The 17,703-nt window shown below is 56.1% G+C and carries 14 protein-coding genes; 7 read left to right on the top strand and 7 right to left on the bottom strand.

The window, feature by feature from the left end:
* The first annotated feature begins 3 nt into the window (after positions 1–3).
* The 6 genes from IEV29_RS08580 to IEV29_RS08555 all read left to right on the top strand — a co-directional run bounded on the left by IEV29_RS08580 (position 4) and on the right by IEV29_RS08555 (position 5,810).
* Positions 4–426, top strand: coding sequence for a YchJ family protein (locus tag IEV29_RS08580; protein WP_188381130.1), 423 nt, complete (start codon positions 4–6; stop codon positions 424–426).
* Positions 423–1,778 (top strand): adenosylmethionine--8-amino-7-oxononanoate transaminase, encoded by a 1,356-nt coding sequence (gene bioA / locus IEV29_RS08575; protein ID WP_188380777.1) that lies wholly within the window; start codon positions 423–425, stop codon positions 1,776–1,778. The genes IEV29_RS08580 and bioA overlap by 4 nt, the downstream gene beginning before the upstream one ends.
* The gene (gene bioF / locus IEV29_RS08570; RefSeq protein ID WP_188380776.1) at positions 1,775–2,971 is read left to right on the top strand and encodes an 8-amino-7-oxononanoate synthase; all 1,197 of its coding nucleotides are present in this window, start codon (positions 1,775–1,777) and stop codon (positions 2,969–2,971) included. Before bioA ends, bioF begins: the two co-directional genes overlap by 4 nt.
* A gap of 8 nt (positions 2,972–2,979) precedes the next feature.
* A complete protein-coding gene (gene bioD / locus IEV29_RS08565) occupies positions 2,980–3,726 on the top strand; it encodes a dethiobiotin synthase (RefSeq protein WP_188380775.1) in 747 nt (248 codons plus the stop codon).
* 22 nt (positions 3,727–3,748) lie between these two features.
* Positions 3,749–4,777, top strand: a complete 1,029-nt coding sequence (gene bioB / locus IEV29_RS08560; RefSeq protein ID WP_188380774.1) for a biotin synthase BioB — start codon at positions 3,749–3,751, stop codon at positions 4,775–4,777.
* Between the two features lie 106 nt (positions 4,778–4,883).
* The gene (locus IEV29_RS08555) at positions 4,884–5,810 is read left to right on the top strand and encodes a hydroxymethylglutaryl-CoA lyase (protein ID WP_188380773.1); all 927 of its coding nucleotides are present in this window, start codon (positions 4,884–4,886) and stop codon (positions 5,808–5,810) included.
* 72 nt (positions 5,811–5,882) lie between these two features.
* Here IEV29_RS08555 and IEV29_RS08550 read toward each other — a convergent pair whose 3' ends face one another.
* The 5 genes from IEV29_RS08550 to IEV29_RS08530 all read right to left on the bottom strand — a co-directional run bounded on the left by IEV29_RS08550 (position 5,883) and on the right by IEV29_RS08530 (position 12,120).
* Positions 5,883–7,868, bottom strand: coding sequence for a TRAP transporter large permease (locus IEV29_RS08550; protein ID WP_188380772.1), 1,986 nt, complete (start codon positions 7,866–7,868; stop codon positions 5,883–5,885).
* A complete protein-coding gene (locus tag IEV29_RS08545) occupies positions 7,865–8,494 on the bottom strand; it encodes a TRAP transporter small permease subunit (RefSeq protein ID WP_188380771.1) in 630 nt (209 codons plus the stop codon). The genes IEV29_RS08550 and IEV29_RS08545 overlap by 4 nt, the downstream gene beginning before the upstream one ends.
* A 107-nt stretch (positions 8,495–8,601) precedes the next feature.
* Positions 8,602–9,762: a TRAP transporter substrate-binding protein gene (locus tag IEV29_RS08540; RefSeq protein ID WP_188380770.1), complete on the bottom strand. Its 1,161-nt coding sequence runs from the start codon at positions 9,760–9,762 to the stop codon at positions 8,602–8,604.
* A gap of 516 nt (positions 9,763–10,278) precedes the next feature.
* On the bottom strand, positions 10,279–10,575 hold the full coding sequence (locus IEV29_RS08535; RefSeq protein WP_188380769.1) for a helix-turn-helix transcriptional regulator: 297 nt from the start codon (positions 10,573–10,575) through the stop codon (positions 10,279–10,281).
* Between the two features lie 111 nt (positions 10,576–10,686).
* Positions 10,687–12,120 carry an aminotransferase-like domain-containing protein gene (locus IEV29_RS08530; protein WP_188380768.1) on the bottom strand — a complete coding sequence of 478 codons (1,434 nt, stop codon included), beginning with the start codon at positions 12,118–12,120 and terminating at the stop codon, positions 10,687–10,689.
* A gap of 226 nt (positions 12,121–12,346) precedes the next feature.
* Here IEV29_RS08530 and IEV29_RS08525 point away from each other — a divergent pair, with 226 nt between their 5' ends.
* The gene (locus IEV29_RS08525; protein WP_188380767.1) at positions 12,347–14,671 is read left to right on the top strand and encodes an FdhF/YdeP family oxidoreductase; all 2,325 of its coding nucleotides are present in this window, start codon (positions 12,347–12,349) and stop codon (positions 14,669–14,671) included.
* Between the two features lie 30 nt (positions 14,672–14,701).
* Here the strand turns inward: IEV29_RS08525 and IEV29_RS16280 are convergent, their stop codons facing one another.
* Complete coding sequence (locus IEV29_RS16280) at positions 14,702–14,836, bottom strand: hypothetical protein (RefSeq protein ID WP_268234296.1); 135 nt, start codon at positions 14,834–14,836, stop codon at positions 14,702–14,704.
* Positions 14,837–14,908: 72 nt separating this feature from the next.
* Positions 14,909–17,554, bottom strand: coding sequence for a DNA topoisomerase III (locus IEV29_RS08520; protein WP_188380766.1), 2,646 nt, complete (start codon positions 17,552–17,554; stop codon positions 14,909–14,911).
* Positions 17,555–17,703 lie beyond the last annotated feature (149 nt).

Below are 17,703 nucleotides of genomic sequence, written 5' to 3'. Positions count from 1 at the left end.
ACGATGAAGAAACCGGCTGTTCAGGCCTGCCCGTGTGGTGGTGCCGATTATGCACAGTGCTGCCAACCGTTTCATGACGGGATGCCGGCACCCGATGCCGAAAAGTTGATGCGCTCACGCTACAGCGCGTATGTGCTCGGCCATATGTCCTACGTGCATGCAAGCTGGCATGCATCGACGCGCCCCCCGCTAGATGAGCTGGTGCATGACCACGGCATGCGCTGGCTCGGACTTGATGTGAAGAAGTTTGTTCCCGACGGCAACGAGGCAACGGTTGAATTTGTCGCACGCTCCAAGGTGGATGGACGCGCGCATCGCTTGCATGAAGTCAGTCGCTTTGTCCGCGAAGACGGTCGATGGTTCTATATCGATGGCGTGTTTCCCGCGGAGCAAGGCAAAAATAATCAGAAGGATAAGCAGGCATGATCGATTCCCGCCAACAGAACAGCCTGGTCGCGCGCAGTTTACGCAGTGTCTGGCATCCGTGCACACAGATGCAGCATCACGAAACCCTGCCGCTGATTCCTGTCTCGCATGGCAAAGGCGCGTGGCTGTTTGATACGGAAGGGAAGCGCTATCTCGATGGCATCAGTTCCTGGTGGGTCAACCTTTTCGGGCATGCCAATCCGCGCATCAATAACGCCTTGAAGGAACAGCTCGACAAGATCGAGCATGCAATGCTGGCGGGCTTTACACATGAGCCGGTGGTGCAATTGTCGGAGCAATTGGCAGAACGTACAGGCCATATGCTCGGCCACTGCTTCTATGCATCGGATGGCGCATCGGCGGTCGAGATCGCCTTGAAGATGAGCTTTCATGCATGGCGCAACAGCGGACGCACCGAGAAACAGGAATTCGTCTGCCTCAAGGGCAGCTATCACGGTGAGACCATCGGTGCGCTGGCGGTCACAGACGTTGCGATCTTCCGTGATGCCTATGGCCCTTTGCTGCAACGTGCGCACGTGATCGACAGTCCGGATGCGCGTAACGCACAGGATGGCGAAAGCGCCAGCGATGTTGCCCGCCGCGCAGCCAAGGCACTGGAAGTCCTGCTGCAGGAACATGCCGATACCATTGCCGCCGTGATTGTCGAGCCGCTTGTACAATGTGCCACCGGCATGGCGATGTACGATCCGGTCTATCTGCAGGAAGTACGCTCGCTGTGCGACCGTTATCAGGTACATCTGATTGCCGATGAGATTGCAGTCGGTTGCGGTCGCACCGGGACCTTTTTCGCGTGTGAGCAAGCGGCGATCTGGCCGGACTTTTTATGTCTGTCCAAAGGTATCAGCGGTGGTTATCTGCCGTTGTCGCTGGTCATGACGCGTGATGAAATCTATCGTGCCTTCTACGATGCGGATGTCGCACGCGGCTTCCTGCATTCGCATTCCTACACGGGGAATCCGCTAGCCTGTCGTGCGGCACTGGCGACGCTCTCGATTTTTGAAGAAGACAATGTGCTGGAAACCAATCGCGTCAAGGCCACGCGTTTAACGGCTGCCCTTGCGCCACTGGTCGATCATCCGCACGTCACCAACTTCCGCCAGCGCGGCATGATCTGGGCATTTGATGTCGGGATCGACGATGCCGACTTGGCGGCGAGTTTTTCGCGTCGTTTCTTTTCTGCGGCGCTGGAGCAGGAATTATTGCTGCGCCCGATCGGCACCACGGTCTATCTGATGCCGCCCTACATCCTCAATGACGATGAGATCGACTGGCTGGCAGAGCGCATGCAATCCGTGCTGCATCAGGTGCTGATTCAAGGGCGTGATACATGAGCGGCAAGCATAAACTGATCGCCGCGCTGGATGCGCAGATTGCCGCGCTGGATGCGCAAAGTCTGCGTCGTCGCTTGCGCATTGCCGAGTCGCCGTGTGCGCCGCATGTGCAGGTCGATGGCCGTCCCATGCTGGCATTTTGCAGCAATGATTATCTTGGTCTGGCTTCGCATCCCCGCGTTATTGCCGCCTTGCAGGAAGGTGCGGCCTTGTATGGCGCGGGGAGTGGTGCTTCGCATCTGATCAGTGGCCACTCGCGCGCGCATGCCTTGCTGGAGGAGCGTTTGGCGGCTTTCATGTCGCCGCAGATCGAGCACGTGCGTGCCTTGTATTTCTCGACCGGCTACATGGCCAATCTGGCGATGCTTAGCGCGTTGGGTGGTGCGGATGTCGAACTGTTTTCGGAAGAACTGAACCACGCTTCGCTGATTGATGGTGCGCGCTTGTCGCGCTCGCAAGTGAAGGTGTATCCGCATGGCGATGTCGCCCAATTGGCTAACCTGCTGCGTGACAGCAAGGCAGCAAAAAAGCTGGTGGTGACCGACAGCGTTTTCAGCATGGATGGCGATCTGGCACCGCTGGCAGCGTTGTTGTCGTTGTGCGAGCAATATGATGCATGGCTGGTGGTGGATGATGCACATGGCTTTGGCGTATTGGGTGCACACGGTCGTGGCGTGCTGGAACAACTGGATCTGCGTTCGCCCAATCTGATTTACATGGGAACGCTGGGCAAGGCAGCGGGTGTCAGTGGTGCCTTCGTTGCGGCGCATGCCAGCGTCATCGAATGGATGGTGCAGCGGGCGCGTCCGTATATCTATACAACGGCGTCGTCGCCGGCGGTGGCGCATGCCTTGCAAACCAGTCTGGACATTATCGAAGGGGCTGAAGGTATTGCACGCCGTGCGCAACTGCATTCCCTGATTGCCTACTGGCACGAAAGCATGCGGCCAAGGCAGTGGCAGGTCATCGCCTCGGACACAGCGATCCAGCCGCTTGTGATTGGTGACAACGCCAAGGCCATGCAAATTGCTGCGGCTTTGTATGAGCAAGGTTACTGGGTGCCGGCAATCCGGCCGCCAACCGTACCGGCTGGTACGGCGCGGTTGCGTGTGACCTTGTCTGCCGCACACGAGAAAGCCGATGTGGCGCGACTGGTGGCTGCCATTCTGGAACTGGAAAAAATACAGGAATGACAACACAAATGACATCGCAACATGCCATCGACAAGCCACTCGGTTATTTCGTCACCGGTACCGATACCGAGATCGGCAAGACTTTCATTTCCTGCGCCTTGTTACATGCGCTCGGTCAGTGCGGTGTACGTGTTGCAGCAATGAAACCGATTGCAGCCGGTGCAACGCTGATCAAGGAAGCCGATGGCGAGGTCTGGCACAATGAGGATGCCGATCAACTGGCGGCAGCTGCCAATGTCAAATTGCCATCGGAACTGGCTGTGCCGTATTTGCTGGAGCAACCGGCTGCGCCGCATATTTCGGCGGAATTGATGCGTGTTGACATGCATATCGCGCATATTCTTGACACTTATCGCCAGGTGACGGCGTTGGCCGATGCGGTGGTGGTTGAAGGCGTCGGTGGCTTTCGTGTACCCATTTCTGCAACGGAAGATACGGCAGATTTAGCCCAACAACTGGCTTTGCCCGTCATAATGGTGGTCGGCCTGCGTTTGGGCTGTATCAGCCATGCCTTGCTGACTGCGGAGGCGATTGCTGCGCGCGGCCTCAAGCTGGCTGGCTGGGTAGCCAACACCGTAGACCCCGGCATGGCTTATGCAAGCGATAATGTCGAGGCTTTGCAGGCACGGCTGGAAGCGCCGCTACTCGGTTGTGTGCCGAGACTGGCCGCGGCAATGCCCGCCGCAGCCGCTGATTATTTGAATTTTTCGACCTTGCCGGGATGGCCGGATACGCCATCTGGCAAGGTCATGTAACTGTTATTAGCTAGGAGTATTCATGTCGTCGCAACCAATCACGTTCCAGGCACCTGCCAAGGCAGTCGCACCTATCGTTCCGACCAAATGGCCGGTCGAGGATGTGCTGGCGCTGTTCAATCTGCCTTTCAACGAACTGATCTATCGTGCGCAAACCGTGCATCGTGAGAACTTCGATCCGAATGAAGTCGAATTTGCGACCCTGTTGTCGATCAAAACCGGCGGCTGCCCGGAAGATTGCGGCTACTGCCCGCAAGCTGCCCGCTACGACACCGGGGTGACCGCACAAAAAATTCTGCCACTGGATGAAGTGTTGACCGCAGCACGTGAAGCCAAGGCGCACGGCGCGACGCGTTTCTGCATGGGTGCTGCATGGCGCGAACCGAAAGATCGCGATCTGGAAAAAGTGGAAGAGATGGTGCGCGAAGTGAAGGCGCTCGGTCTGGAAACCTGTGCCACGCTCGGCATGCTGGGTGAAGGTCAGGCAGAGAAGCTCAAGGATGCAGGCCTCGATTACTACAACCACAACCTCGACACCGCGCCGGAGTTCTACAACAACATCATCTCGACCCGTGATTACCAGAACCGTCTGGATACGCTGGAACGGGTACGTGGCGTCGGCATCAAGGTTTGCTGTGGCGGTATCGTCGGCATGGGTGAATCACGCCTGCAGCGCGCCGGCCTGATAGCGCAACTGTGCAATATGGACCCGTATCCGGAATCGGTGCCGGTCAATAATCTGGTGCAGGTCGAAGGTACGCCGTTGCATGGCACCGAGCCGATCGATCCGCTGGAATTCGTGCGTACCGTTGCGGTCGCGCGTATCACGATGCCGAAAGCGCGTGTGCGTCTGTCGGCTGGTCGTCGTGAAATGGGCGAAGCGATTCAGGCATTGTGTTTTGTTGCCGGCGCTAATTCGATTTTCTACGGCGACAAGCTGCTGACGACCGGTAATCCGGAAGCGGATGCCGACGTTGCGCTGCTGAACAAGCTGGGCATGCATACGCGTAACAGCGCGATTGATGCACGCTGCGAAGTGACGCATTCCTAAGCATCTGTTGCAGTGTTGATGCGGCCGGCTTAGACCGGCCGTTTTTCATTCAGTCGTCATGTGCTGATCAAGCGCACAACAAGACAAACAAAGTACGAGGTTGTCGATGTCTCTTTCCCTGCCCGCCGCCGTCAAGATCATTGAAGTCGGTCCGCGTGATGGTCTGCAAAACGAGCCACAAACCATTCCTGCCAACGTCAAGATCGAACTGGTTGATCGATTGTCGCAAGCCGGTTTTGTGAATGTGGAAGCGGCGTCGTTCGTTTCGCCCAAGTGGGTGCCGCAGATGGCGACGTCAACGGATGTGATGGCGGGTATCACGCGTCGTCCCGGCACGATCTATTCCGCGCTCGTGCCGAACATGAAAGGGTTTGAAGGCGCGCTGGCAGCCGGTGTGGATGAAGTGGTGATTTTTGCTGCTGCATCAGAAGCTTTCTCGCAACGCAATATCAATTGTTCGATTGCCGAATCGGTCGAGCGCTTTCGCGATGTGGCGCGTGCCGCCAAGGAAAATAACATGCGTTTGCGCGGCGCCTTGAGCTGCGCTTTCGGCTGCCCGTATCAGGGTGAGGTCACGGCAGACAGTGTGGCCGACGTGACCATGCAATTACGCGATCTCGGTTGCGACGAAATCGATATTGCCGACACCATCGGCGTGGCGACGCCGCGCCATGTGCAGACCATCATGCAGCGCGCTGCAAGTGTCTTTCCGATCGATTGCCTGTCCGGCCATTTTCACGATACCTACGGACAGGCGCTGGCCAATATCTATGCGAGCCTGGAAGTCGGCATCACGATCTATCACGCGTCCGTGGCGGGTCTTGGTGGTTGTCCGTATGCGAAAGGTGCAACGGGTAATGTCGCAACCGAAGATGTGCTCTACCTGATGCAGGGCCTGGGAATTGAAACCGGTATCGATCTTGATGCCGTGGTGGATGCGGGACAATTCATTTCCGCGCAGCTCGGACGCAAGCCGGCCAGTCGTGCCGGCAATGCGATTGCCGCAAAAGGTGAACGTTGTCAGATCAGTTGACTGTTCGTTGAGCAAGAATGAAAAACGGGATGCGGCCATTTGGCGGCATCCCGTTTTTTTTAGTTTGTACGATCAGTTGTACAGCACGCCCGGCAACCAGAGACCGATACCCGGGAACAGGTACAGCAGAACCAGCGCCACGATCTGGATGCCCATGAAGGGCAGCATGCCGAGGAAGATCTGATTCAGGGTGACGTGTGGTGGTGCCACGCCTTTCAGATAGAACGCGGACATCGCAACCGGTGGCGACAGGAAGGCTGTTTGCAGGTTCAGCGCGACCAGCAGACCGAAGAAGAGCGGATCGATCCCGAAGTGTGGCAATAGCGGGATAAAGATCGGCATGAAGATCACGATGATCTCGGTCCATTCCAATGGCCAGCCCAGCAGAAAGATGATGACCTGCGCCAGGATCATGAACTGGATCGGCGTGATGTCCATGCCCAACACCCAGTCATTGATGATTTCCTGTCCACCCAACAGCGCGAACGAGGCCGAGAAGATCGACGAGCCGACGAACAGCCAGCACACCATCGCACTGGTCTTGGCCGCAAGGAAAGCCGATTCACGCAGCATGGTCAGGTTGAAACGTCGATAGGCAATCGCCAGCACCATACCGCCCAATGCACCCATTGCCGCTGCCTCGGTTGGTGTGGCTAATCCCAAGACGATGCTGCCCAACACTGCCATGATCAAGAGAGCAAGAGGGAATAGGGATCCCAACAGCATCTTGAAAATTTCCAGCCGAGCAAACGTAAAGATCGCGTAGAACGCCAGCATGCAAATCAGACCGACGCCGAAGATGATCCAGAAAGTCAGCGGTGCGCTGCGCTTTCCTTCTTCTGCCGATGTGTTTGCTGCTTCGTCCATGCTCATTGGGGCATCAGGTTCGCTGACGGATGCTACGCCCGCAGGTTCTTCCAGCGCGGATGAACTATCCGATGCCACCGGAGGCTCCGCTAGTCCATCATTGCCTGCTGTTTCCAGCGCGGGAGGTTCACCAAAGCTGTCAGATGCGGGTGGTTCTGCGAGTCCGCCGAAATCCTGAGGTGCACTGTCGCCGACGTAGAAGCCCATTTCGGATGTGTCGATCGGCCCGGCGACCGGTGCAGTCAACATGCGATAACTCAAGCCCATGATCAACGCGAAAACCAAGGCAGGTAATAAGGCGATGCCAAGCTGGCCCAACAAAGTTTTCGACGACACGCCTGCATCGGCAGCACGGCGTCCCTTGATCGCGTTGATGAGGCCGGTGAATGCATTGCTACGCGTTGTGACGGAAATTTTCTCTGCGTAGGAAGGCAATTTGACCTGACGCTCCTCCGGAGGCAAAGGCGGTGCCATGCTGGGACGCAGTTTTGCCATCAGGATGACGTAGCCGATGTAAAGGACGGTGAGCATGATTCCCGGGAACAGCGCACCTGCGTACAGCTTGACTACGGAGACGCCTGCCGTCGCACCGTACACAATCAGCAGAACAGATGGTGGGATCAGAATGCCGAGACAGCCGCCTGCAGTAATCGAGCCGGCTGACAGTTGCGTGCTGTACCCTGCCTTGAGCATGGCTGGCAAGGCCAAGAGGCCCATCAGCGTGACGACGGCACCAACGATACCCGTTGCCGTGGCAAACACAGCACAGGTAATGATGGTGGCGACGGCCAGCGAACCGGGAATGCGTGCCAGCGCAATGTGCAAGCTTTTGAAAAGTTTTTCGATCAGGTTGGCGCGTTCGACCAGATAACCCATGAAAATGAACAGGGGTATCGAGATCAGCACATCGTTGGCCATGACTGAATAGGCGCGTTGCACCATCAGATCCAGCGTCAACTGCACCGCCATATCGGGATCCCGACTATGGAACGCAAACCACGCAAACATCACACCCATCCCCATCAACGTAAACGCTGTCGGGAACCCGAGCATGATGGCGACTACGACGAGTGCTAGCATCAACAGACCGAGATGGCCATTTGTGATGTTTTCAGGTGAAGGCATCAGAATCGCGATGCCAACTACAATCGCGAACAGAATCGTTAGGCCAAACCAGGCTTCTTTCTTCATGCATGGCCTCCGTGTTGTTTATTTACGAGTGCACGATCTGCTTCCGCGATGTCGCGATCAGTCGTGCTGACCATGGATTTGAGTTTGTCGACATCGACTTCTTCGACATCCTGCTCACGCTTGGGCCATGCGCCATTGCGCAGGCAGATGATGCAACGGATGATCTCGACCACACCCTGCATGATGAGAAGGACACCGGCGACCGGAATCACCATCTTGAACGGATAGAGCGGTGGTCCGTTGGCGGTCAGGGTGGAATGTTCACGAATCGCAAACGATTCGGCCGCATAGTCATAGCCAGCCCAGATCAGCGCAACGATGCCGGGGATGAAGAACAGGAAGTACAGTGCCAGATCAAGCCCGGCCTGCAGTCTTGGTGGAAAAAAACCGTACAGCACGTCGCCGCGTACGTGCCCATTCTTTGCCAGCGTATAGGCACCTGCCATCATGAAGGCGGCACCGTACATCATGATCATCAAGTCGAATGACCATGGATTGGGTTTGTTGAGAACATAGCGTGAGAATACTTCCCACGAGATAAGCAGTGTCAGCGCAAAGATCAGCCAGGAAAATGCCTGACCGACCCAAGTGCTGATCTTGTCGATAAAGAATAGAAGTTGCTGCATGACGGCCTCCGAATCCACTACAGAGAACGTGTGCAACGGAGGGTAATCCGTTGCACACGTCGTTCAGGCATGCCCTTGCTTAAAGGGCGAAGCGACTTGCGGAGGCGTTAACCTTTTTTCGGCGCAGCCTTCATGAAGTAGTGGTTGTAGGCCATGCGACGATTGTTGTTGGTGTCCATGTCCCACTTCATCGCACGTGTTGCAAAGTCACGCTGCGATTTCTCGACTTCCTTGAAGAGAGGATTGTCGGCCCCTTTTTTGGCAACGATGTCATCCCAGATCTTGAGCTGGGTTTGCAGCACCGCATCCGGCGTCTTGTAGAACTTGACGCCATCTTTGGTCTGCATGTCGCGGTAATCGGTCGAATAGCGATCAATTGCCTTCCAAGACATGTCGGCCGACGCCGCTTCGGTCGCATTCTGGATGATGGCCTTGAGTTTTGGCGCCAGCGCGTTGTACTTGGATTTGTTGAAGCTGATGTCGAATTGCTCCGAGCTTTGGTGGAAGCTCTGCAGCATGCAGACCTTGGACACGTCCGGGAAGCCCAGTACGCGATCCGAGCTGGCATTGTTGAACTCGGCACCATCCAGCAGGCCGCGATCCAGTGCAGGCACGATTTCGCCGGCTGGCAGCGCATTCACGGCGGCACCCATCGCAGTAAACAGGTCAATTGCCAGGCCGTTGGTACGGAACTTGAGGCCTTTCAGATCTTCCGGTTTAGTGATCGGCTTTTTGAACCAGCCGAGCGGCTGGGTTGGCATCGGGCCAGACAGGAAGGAAATCACGTTGGCGCCGATCTGCGTATAAAGTTTTTCCAGCAGTGCCTGGCCGCCACCGTATTTGTGCCATGCGAGCACCATGTTGGCGTCCATGCCAAATACCGGCCCAGAGGTCCACAGTGCGATTGCGCTTTGCTTGCCATAGTTATAGCCCATGACGCCGTGGCCGCCATCCAGCGTGCCTTTCGAGACAGCATCGAGCAGGCCGAACGCTGGCACGACGGCGCCGGCTGGCAGGACTTCAATCTTGAGTTCGCCGCCGGTCATGTCGTTGACTTTCTTGGCGAAGTCGAGTGCGTATTCGTGGAAGATGTCCTTGGCTGGCCAGGTGCTCTGGAAGCGCAGGTTGGTCACCGTTTGTGCGGTGGAAATCATTGGGAAAGCGAGTGCTGCTGCAGCGGCGCTGCCGGTTGCCGCGGTACCGATAAATTTACGGCGCGATGGGCGTGCGGAGGATTGCGGCTTTTTTTGATCGTGATTCGATTTCATTGTCTGTCTCCTGTATGTTTTATTAGAGGGAACGCTGAACATCTATCGAAGCGCATTCAGTGGTGATCACACCTCGAATACGGTTCGCACATCAAGTCATGGAGCCTTGGCAGATCTCTGATGGATTGTCCAAGAAGAAAGTGAGAGTGGTCGAACTCCTTTCATTTTGTAAGCGCCGCGGGACGGCGCTAGTCTGCAAGGGAACGCAGAGTCGATGCGCATGAAGCAAGACACATCGATGCCGCAATCATTGAGTCGATCAGTCTGGATATTCCAGAGGTAAGTTGATTGTAGCGGAGGCTGCAATCTGTTTGAATTTTTTTTGCCTGCCCCGAATTTTGCCGATCGATCCGGCATTATTCCTATTTTTTTCTTACGGGACGCTTACAGTCGGACATGCCGTCGATCTCCTTGCGTCTATCCGAATAGCGACGCGCCTGAAAACGGTGTCTATGCGTAAGGAAGCCGCGTCCATACAAAAGATGGGTAGGCCAGGCGCTGTGCGGCAGTCGCTGGCTACTGCGTGCCGAATAGCGAAGGAAAAATGTCGATGCCGGTTTCGTTCAGCGCGGCAAAACTGCGGCCATCTTCCTGCGTCGTCAGATCAACGATCCCGGCGCCTTCAAATTCATTGAGAACACGCAGCAAGGTACTCATCGGGATGCAGGTGCGCTTGCTCAGCTTGGCCAGTGACCACGGCGTTGCCTGACTATCTTGCGCGGCTTCCTGCGATGCCTCCCACAGATGCCGCAATATGGTCACCTTGACCGGATCCAGGCCGTCGCCCTCCTGCGATGCATCCTGTGTCGCCATGCGTTTTCCTTTGTGTCCATGATCGGTGCACGGCTCTCTGCGTTGCCTGTGTCAGTGTCATCGATTATAGGATGGGGCATGCGGCCCATCAACTGTTGCAGTGGCGTATCGTCAGCTGGATGGCGCCTGCTTGCGCAGGCAATCGGCGACGAGTTGGCCGAGTGTCTTGAGTGCTTCGTCGATGTCGCGCGACCATGCGTAGCTGTAATTGAGGCGGATGAAGTTGCGATAGCTGTCGCTGATCGAGAACATCGTGCCGGGACCGATCGTGATGCCGCGTTCCAGCGCACGTTCGTACAGCTTCATCGAATCCACGCCAGCCGGCAGCTCTACCCACAGCACATAGCCGCCTTTGGGTTGTGATGTCAGCGTACCTGCCGGGAAGAAGCGTTGCACCGCAGCGCGCATCATGTTGGCTTGTTGTGCGTACACTTTACGTACATGACGCAAGTGATGCTCGTAACCATCGTGTTCCAGATACTCGGCAATCGCCAGCTGCGGGAAAGTCGGTGTCGTCAGGGTATTCAGAAATTTCAGTTTCTCGACATGATCACGATAACGACCGGGCATTGCCCAGCCAATCCTTGAAGCCGTCGTCAGACTCTTGGAGAACGATGCGCAATGCATCACATAACCTTCCGTGTCATACGACTTGAGCGACCTGGGATGCACATCGCCAAAGTACAGTTCGTTGTACACATCGTTTTCGATCAGGGGCACCTTGCGCTCTGTCATCAGATTGACGAGTGCCTGTTTCTTTTCATCCGGCATCTGAAAGCCAAGCGGATTCTGGAAATTTGACATCACCATGCACGCCGCAATCGGTTGCTGGTCCATCACTTCTTTCAACGCGTCGAGATCGATGCCTTGCTGCGGATGGGTTGCAACTTCTATCGCTTTCATGCCCATGCGTTCGATCGCATGCAACATGGCGTAGAACGTGGGCGACTCGACCGCAACGGTATCACCGGTTTTGCCAACGGCTTGCAGACAGAGATTGATCGCTTCGGTTGCGCCGATGGTGACGACGATTTCGTTTGGATCGATGGGTGTGCCGTTTTGCAAATAGCGCCGGGCAATCTGGCGGATCAGATGCGGATTGCCCGGCGGCAGCGCGTCGGTCACGCCCCACTGCGTTTTGCGACGTGCAATGCTGTAGGCGCGACGATTGATTTTCTCCGACGGGAAGAGCGCAGGATCGGGATAGGGCGAGCCAAGTGGAATGGCATCGTGACTGCCGATCGAACGCAGTGTCGATAAAACAAGGCGACTCACATCCACATGCGAGGATACGGCAATCGGTTGTGAAGTACGCAATGCCGGCTGTACGGTCTTTGCCGATTCACGCACAAAGTAACCGGATTGCGGATGGCTTTCGACGATGCCTTTGCTTTCCAATAACAAATACGCATGGACGACGGTGGTGATGCTCAGTGCATGATGCTGGCTCATCTGTCGTATCGACGGCAGACGTTCTCCCACGTGAAAAACGCCACGCGCAATTTGTTCTTCAATTTCCGTTGCCAGTTTTTCGTACAGCTTCACGCATACCCCTGATGACAGTCATGTCTCTTTTCTCAAGATTGATGACTCGTATTCATTGCTCAAATATTAAGCAGTTCGTCATCGCAACTGTACTCTTTTTATTTGTGGAAATGTGTATGCCCCTTGTGTGATCAGGGGAACGTACGCTGTTATCCGTACGGCAGACAGTGAGCATGCAGGAACCTGACCATGACGCCCAGCCGTTTTAACGGAATCCTGATTCGCCATGGAAAAGTTGAAATCGAAAGCCAGCATCGAACCTTATCATCACGCCGCAGGTGGCTGGGGTGCGGTCAAATATGTCGCGATCAATCTGATCAAGGAAAAGGTTGCGGGCGGCAACTATCGCACGCTGTTCAAGCAGAATCAGCCGGAAGGGTTTGACTGTCCGGGGTGCGCGTGGCCGGATCGCGAACACGCATCGACTTTCGAATTTTGCGAGAACGGTGTCAAAGCCGTTGCGGCAGAAGCGACGACCAAGCGTGTGACGCCGGCTTTCTTTGAAGCCAACACCGTCGCCACGCTGATGGCGCAATCGGATTACGAACTGGAGCAGCATGGACGCCTGACGGATCCGATGGTGTATGACGCGCAGACGGACAAGTATGTACCGATCTCGTGGGATCACGCTTTCAAACTGATCGCCTCGCATCTGAACAAGCTCGACAACCCGGCTCGCGCGGCGTTTTATACGTCTGGTCGCGCCGGCAATGAAGCCGCGTTTGTCTATCAATTGTTCGTACGCATGTTTGGTACCAACAACTTTCCTGATTGCTCGAACATGTGTCATGAGGCAACCAGCCGCGGCTTGCCCGCCACCGTTGGTGTCGGCAAAGGCACGGTGACGTTGCACGACTTTGAGCAAGCTGACACCTTGTTGATTTTTGGGCAAAACCCGGCGACCAATCATCCGCGCATGCTGGGTGAACTGCGCGAAGCATCCAAACGTGGTGCCGTGATTGTCTCGATCAATCCATTGCGCGAGCGTGGTCTGGAACGCTTTACTGATCCGCAAAGCATGCTTGAAATGTTGACGATGTCGAGCACCAAGATTGCCTCGACGTTTATCCAGCCCAAACTGGGTGGCGATTTTGCGCTCATCAAGGGCGTGGCAAAACGTACGCTTGAACTGGATGACGAGGCGATTGCACAAGGCCGCGAGCGCGTGTTGGATGCTGATTTCATCGCGCAACACACGCATGGATTCGATGCGTTTGCCGATGATTTGCGCATGCAGGATTGGCAGGAGCTGATTGATGAGGCGGGTGTCTCGCGTGAACACATCGAGACGCTGACGCGCATCTATGTCAACGGCAAGCGTGTGATCGCAACGTGGGGTATGGGCATCACGCAGCACAAGCATTCGGTACAGACCGTCCACATGCTGTCGAACCTGCTGATGATGCGTGGCAATATCGGCCGTGAAGGTGCAGGATTATGTCCCGTACGCGGGCACTCCAATGTGCAAGGCAATCGTACCGTCGGTATCGAAGAACAGCCATCGCAGGAATTTCTGGATCGTCTTGGCAAAGCATTCAACTTCGAGCCGCCACGCGAGCATGGCCTTGATGTGGTCGAAACAGTGCAAGAAATGCTGGAAGGCCACGTCAAGGTTTTTATCGGGCTGGGCGGCAATTTTGTCATGGCGACGCCGGATACGCCGCGCACGTTTGACGCGTTGCGCTCATGTGATCTGACTGTGCATATCACGACCAAACTCAATCGCAGCCATCTTATACACGGCAAGGACGCCTTGATCCTGCCAACGCTGGGCCGTACCGAGATTGATGTGCAGAACGGCGTGCCGCAAGGTGTGACGGTGGAAGATTCGATGAGCATGGTGCACATCTCGTACGGTATGAATAAACCGGCATCGAAAAACCTGATGTCGGAAACGGCCATCGTTGCCAACATTGCGCATGCGACATTGGGCTCGGACAAGATCGACTGGCTCGGTTATGCCAGTGACTACGATCGTATCCGCGATGCGATTGAAAGCGTACTGGACGGGTTTGAAAACTACAACGAACGCATCGCGCAACCAGGAGGTTTTCATCTGCGAGTGGCATCACGCGAAAGGGAATGGCTGACCGATACGGGCAAGGCGAATTTCATCCCGCATAAAGTGCAGCGTGATACCCCGATTCGCCGTGCCAAACAGTTGCATGGCGATCAGTTGATGACCCTGATGACAACGCGTTCGCACGATCAGTACAACACGACGATCTATGCACTCGACGATCGGTATCGCGGCGTGTTCGGTCAACGCCGTGTGGTCTTCATCAACCCGGAAGATATCGAGATGCTGGGTTTCAAGGCTGGCGACTGGGTCGATATGTCGACGGTGTGGGATGACGGAATTGAGCGTCGTGCAAATCGCTTCCTGATCGTGGCTTACGATATTCCACGTGGCTGTATCGGCGCCTACTATCCGGAAACCAATCCGCTGGTGCCGCTGCACAGTACGGGCGATATTTGCAATACGCCGACATCGAAATCGATCCCGGTTCTGCTGACCCGTTCGCAGGAAGAGATGGCATTGGCCGCCTGATGGACGCTTCGGCATCTGCAGGCCGCATGCTCAGAAGGCATGCGGCTTTGGTTGGCTGACCAAACGCAGCAAGTCAGTAGCAGACAGAAACGATCGCGTCAGTGAGTGCGATGCAGGCAGGATCAGACCTCGCAGATCGGTGAGCGAACGAACCGGATCACTCATGGGTGTTCGACATTAAAAATCCCGGCCAGACCTGATATCTGCCGGGATTTTTTTATCGCGTTGCAAGGGCGCTTACTTTGCGGTTTTCTTCGCAGCCGTTTTTTTTGCGGCTACTTTCTTGGCGGCAGGTTTTTTCGCCGCGGTCTTGCTCGCCGTTTTCTTGGCTGCTGCTTTTGGCGTGGCTTCGGTGGCATCACCGGCCTGGTCCTTGTCTGCAGTCGCCTTGCCTTTGGCAGGTGCCTTCTCCTTGCGCGGCTCGAACTCGAAACTCACCTTGCCATCCTTGCCCTTGACCAGATAGGCCTTGAAGGCGCGACGCGTACGTTGCGAGATGAAGCCTGGCAGCAGATCCGTTTTGCCGTCGTTAAGCAGCTTGCGCATCTGTTCCGGCAGGATTTCCTGTTGCAGGATGATGCGGCCGCTACGGAAGTCACAGGTCTTGGGTTTGGCAACCGAGTTTTCGCAGACATAAGAAAGCGGTTGCTCGTACACGCCACCGGCGCATTTCGGACAGGGGCCAAGCGAGGTCTGATCACTGAAATCGACCGGTTCGGCATTCTCGTCATCGTCGTTCTGGCCGAAATCGAACTCGAGCTTGTAGTTCTTGATCTCTTCGTCGCGCGAAATCTTCAGCACGGCAGCGAACGGACGTCCCATCTTCGAACGGAAGCCTTGCAGCGGGCCGATGGTGCGGTTGGCCAGCAGCTCTTCAACTTCGCTGATTTCAAATTGACGACCGCCTGGCACCTTGGTCATCGAGAATTCGCACTTGGTACAGGCAAAGCGACGATAGTTTTCCTTCACCACGCCCCCGCAGTTCGGACATGGTGTCTGCAACGTTGCATAGTCGCCGGGAATCGTGTCGTTGTCGTACTCCTTGGCACGCTTGACGATGATCTGCGCCATCTGCGCGATTTCGCGCATGAATTCTTCGCGACTGATCTTGCCGCGTTCGATTTCGGACAGCTTGTATTCCCATTCGCCGGTCAGTTCCGGCTCGGTCAGTTCGTCGACGCCCAGGCCGTGCAGCAAGGTCATCAACTGGAATGCCTTGGCAGTCGGGATCAGCTCGCGGCCTTCGCGCAGCAGGTATTTTTCGGTCAGCAGACCTTCGATGATGGCAGCGCGCGTCGCTGGCGTACCAAGGCCTTTGCCGGCCATCGCATCGCGCAGTTCACCGTCGTCGATCAGCTTGCCAGCGCCTTCCATTGCGGACAACAGCGTTGCTTCCGAATAGCGTGCAGGCGGCTTGGTGACGAGGCCGTTGGCGACAACCGATTCGGTCTTGACCTTTTCATCCTTGGCGACCGGCACCAGATTGCCGCTATTTTCGCCATCCTTCTCTTCGTCCACGTCCTTGCCGTAGACCGCCAGCCAGCCGGGGTTGGTCAGCACTTTGCCTTCTGTCTTGAACTGATGGCCCGAGACTTCGGTAAAGCGCGTGGTGACCTGGAATTCTGCGGCAGGGAAGAAAATCGCCATGAAGCGGCGCGTGACGAGGTCGTACAGCTTTTGCTCTGGCTCGGACAGATTTTTCGGCGCTTGCGTGGTCGGGATGATCGCAAAGTGATCGCTGATCTTCGTATTGTCGAAGATCCGCTTGTTTGGTTTGACCCATTTGCCGTTGGTAATCTGTTTGGAGAACTGATGGTAATTATTGTTCTCGGCCAATGTTTCCAGGGTTTCCAGCACGGTCGGCAGGTAGTCTTCCGGCAGATGACGCGAATCGGTACGCGGATAGGTCAGGACCTTGTGTTTTTCGTACAGCGCTTGTGCCAGACCCAGCGTATTCTTGGCCGAAAAGCCAAAGCGTGCATTGGCTTCGCGCTGCAGGCTGGTCAGATCGAACAGTGCCGGTGCCATCGACGTGGTTGGCTTGGACTCTTCCGTAACAACGCCGATCTTGCCGCGGCAGGCGGCGACGATGGATTCGGCAGCCGCCTTGCTCCACAGACGCTCGGCACGCTTCTCCGGATCGGTTTCGTCCTTCTTGAACTTGGTGTCCAGCCAGCGGCCCTGATAGATGCCGGCAGCGCAGACGAATTCGGCACGCACTTCCCAGTAATCGCGCGGGACGAACTTCTTGATTTTCTCTTCGCGGTTGACCACGATCGACAGCGTTGGCGTCTGTACGCGACCCACGGTCGTCAGATAGAAGCCGCCTTCTTTCGAATTGAAGGCTGTCATCGCGCGCGTGCCGTTGATGCCGATCAGCCAATCCGCCTCGCTGCGGCTACGGGCAGCATCGGCCAGCGGCGTCATGTCGGCGTCGCTGCGCAAATTCTTGAACGCTTCGCGGATGGCAGTTGGCGTCATCGATTGCAGCCACAGACGTTGAATCGGCTGCTTGGCCTTGGCGTATTGCGCAATCAGACGGAAGATCAGTTCGCCTTCTCGCCCCGCATCGCAGGCGTTGATCAGGCCGGTGACATCCTTGCGTTTGATCAGCTTGTTCAGCACCTTGAGGCGCGATTCGGTCTTGGCAATCGGGTTCAGCGCAAAGTGCGGCGGAATCATCGGCAAATGGGTAAAGGTCCATTTGCCGCGCTTGACGTCATATTCTTCAGGAACCGCGATCTCGACCAGATGGCCGACCGCGGACGACAGGACGTATTCGTCGGATTCGAAATACTCATCGTGCTTGGTGAAGCCGCCGAGCGTCTTCGCGATATCGTTCGCGACGGATGGCTTCTCGGCAATGATGAGGGTTTTTGTCATATATATAGTGAGTCTCGAAAGAAACGCGGCAAACTGCGCGCAGTACACGCCACCCAAAGTTGCCTTGAAAGCAAGTTGCGGCGGGGAACGGGCTCTAATATAACAATTACACGCCCGTCAAGCGGGCAATGATAAGCGCGTTGCGGCAA

The sequence above is a fragment of the Oxalicibacterium faecigallinarum genome (assembly GCF_014635705.1).
GTDB classification, from domain to species: domain Bacteria; phylum Pseudomonadota; class Gammaproteobacteria; order Burkholderiales; family Burkholderiaceae_D; genus Oxalicibacterium; species Oxalicibacterium faecigallinarum.
The sequence above is the reverse complement of the archived record's forward strand: the minus strand, read 5'-3'. Positions and strand labels throughout refer to the sequence as shown.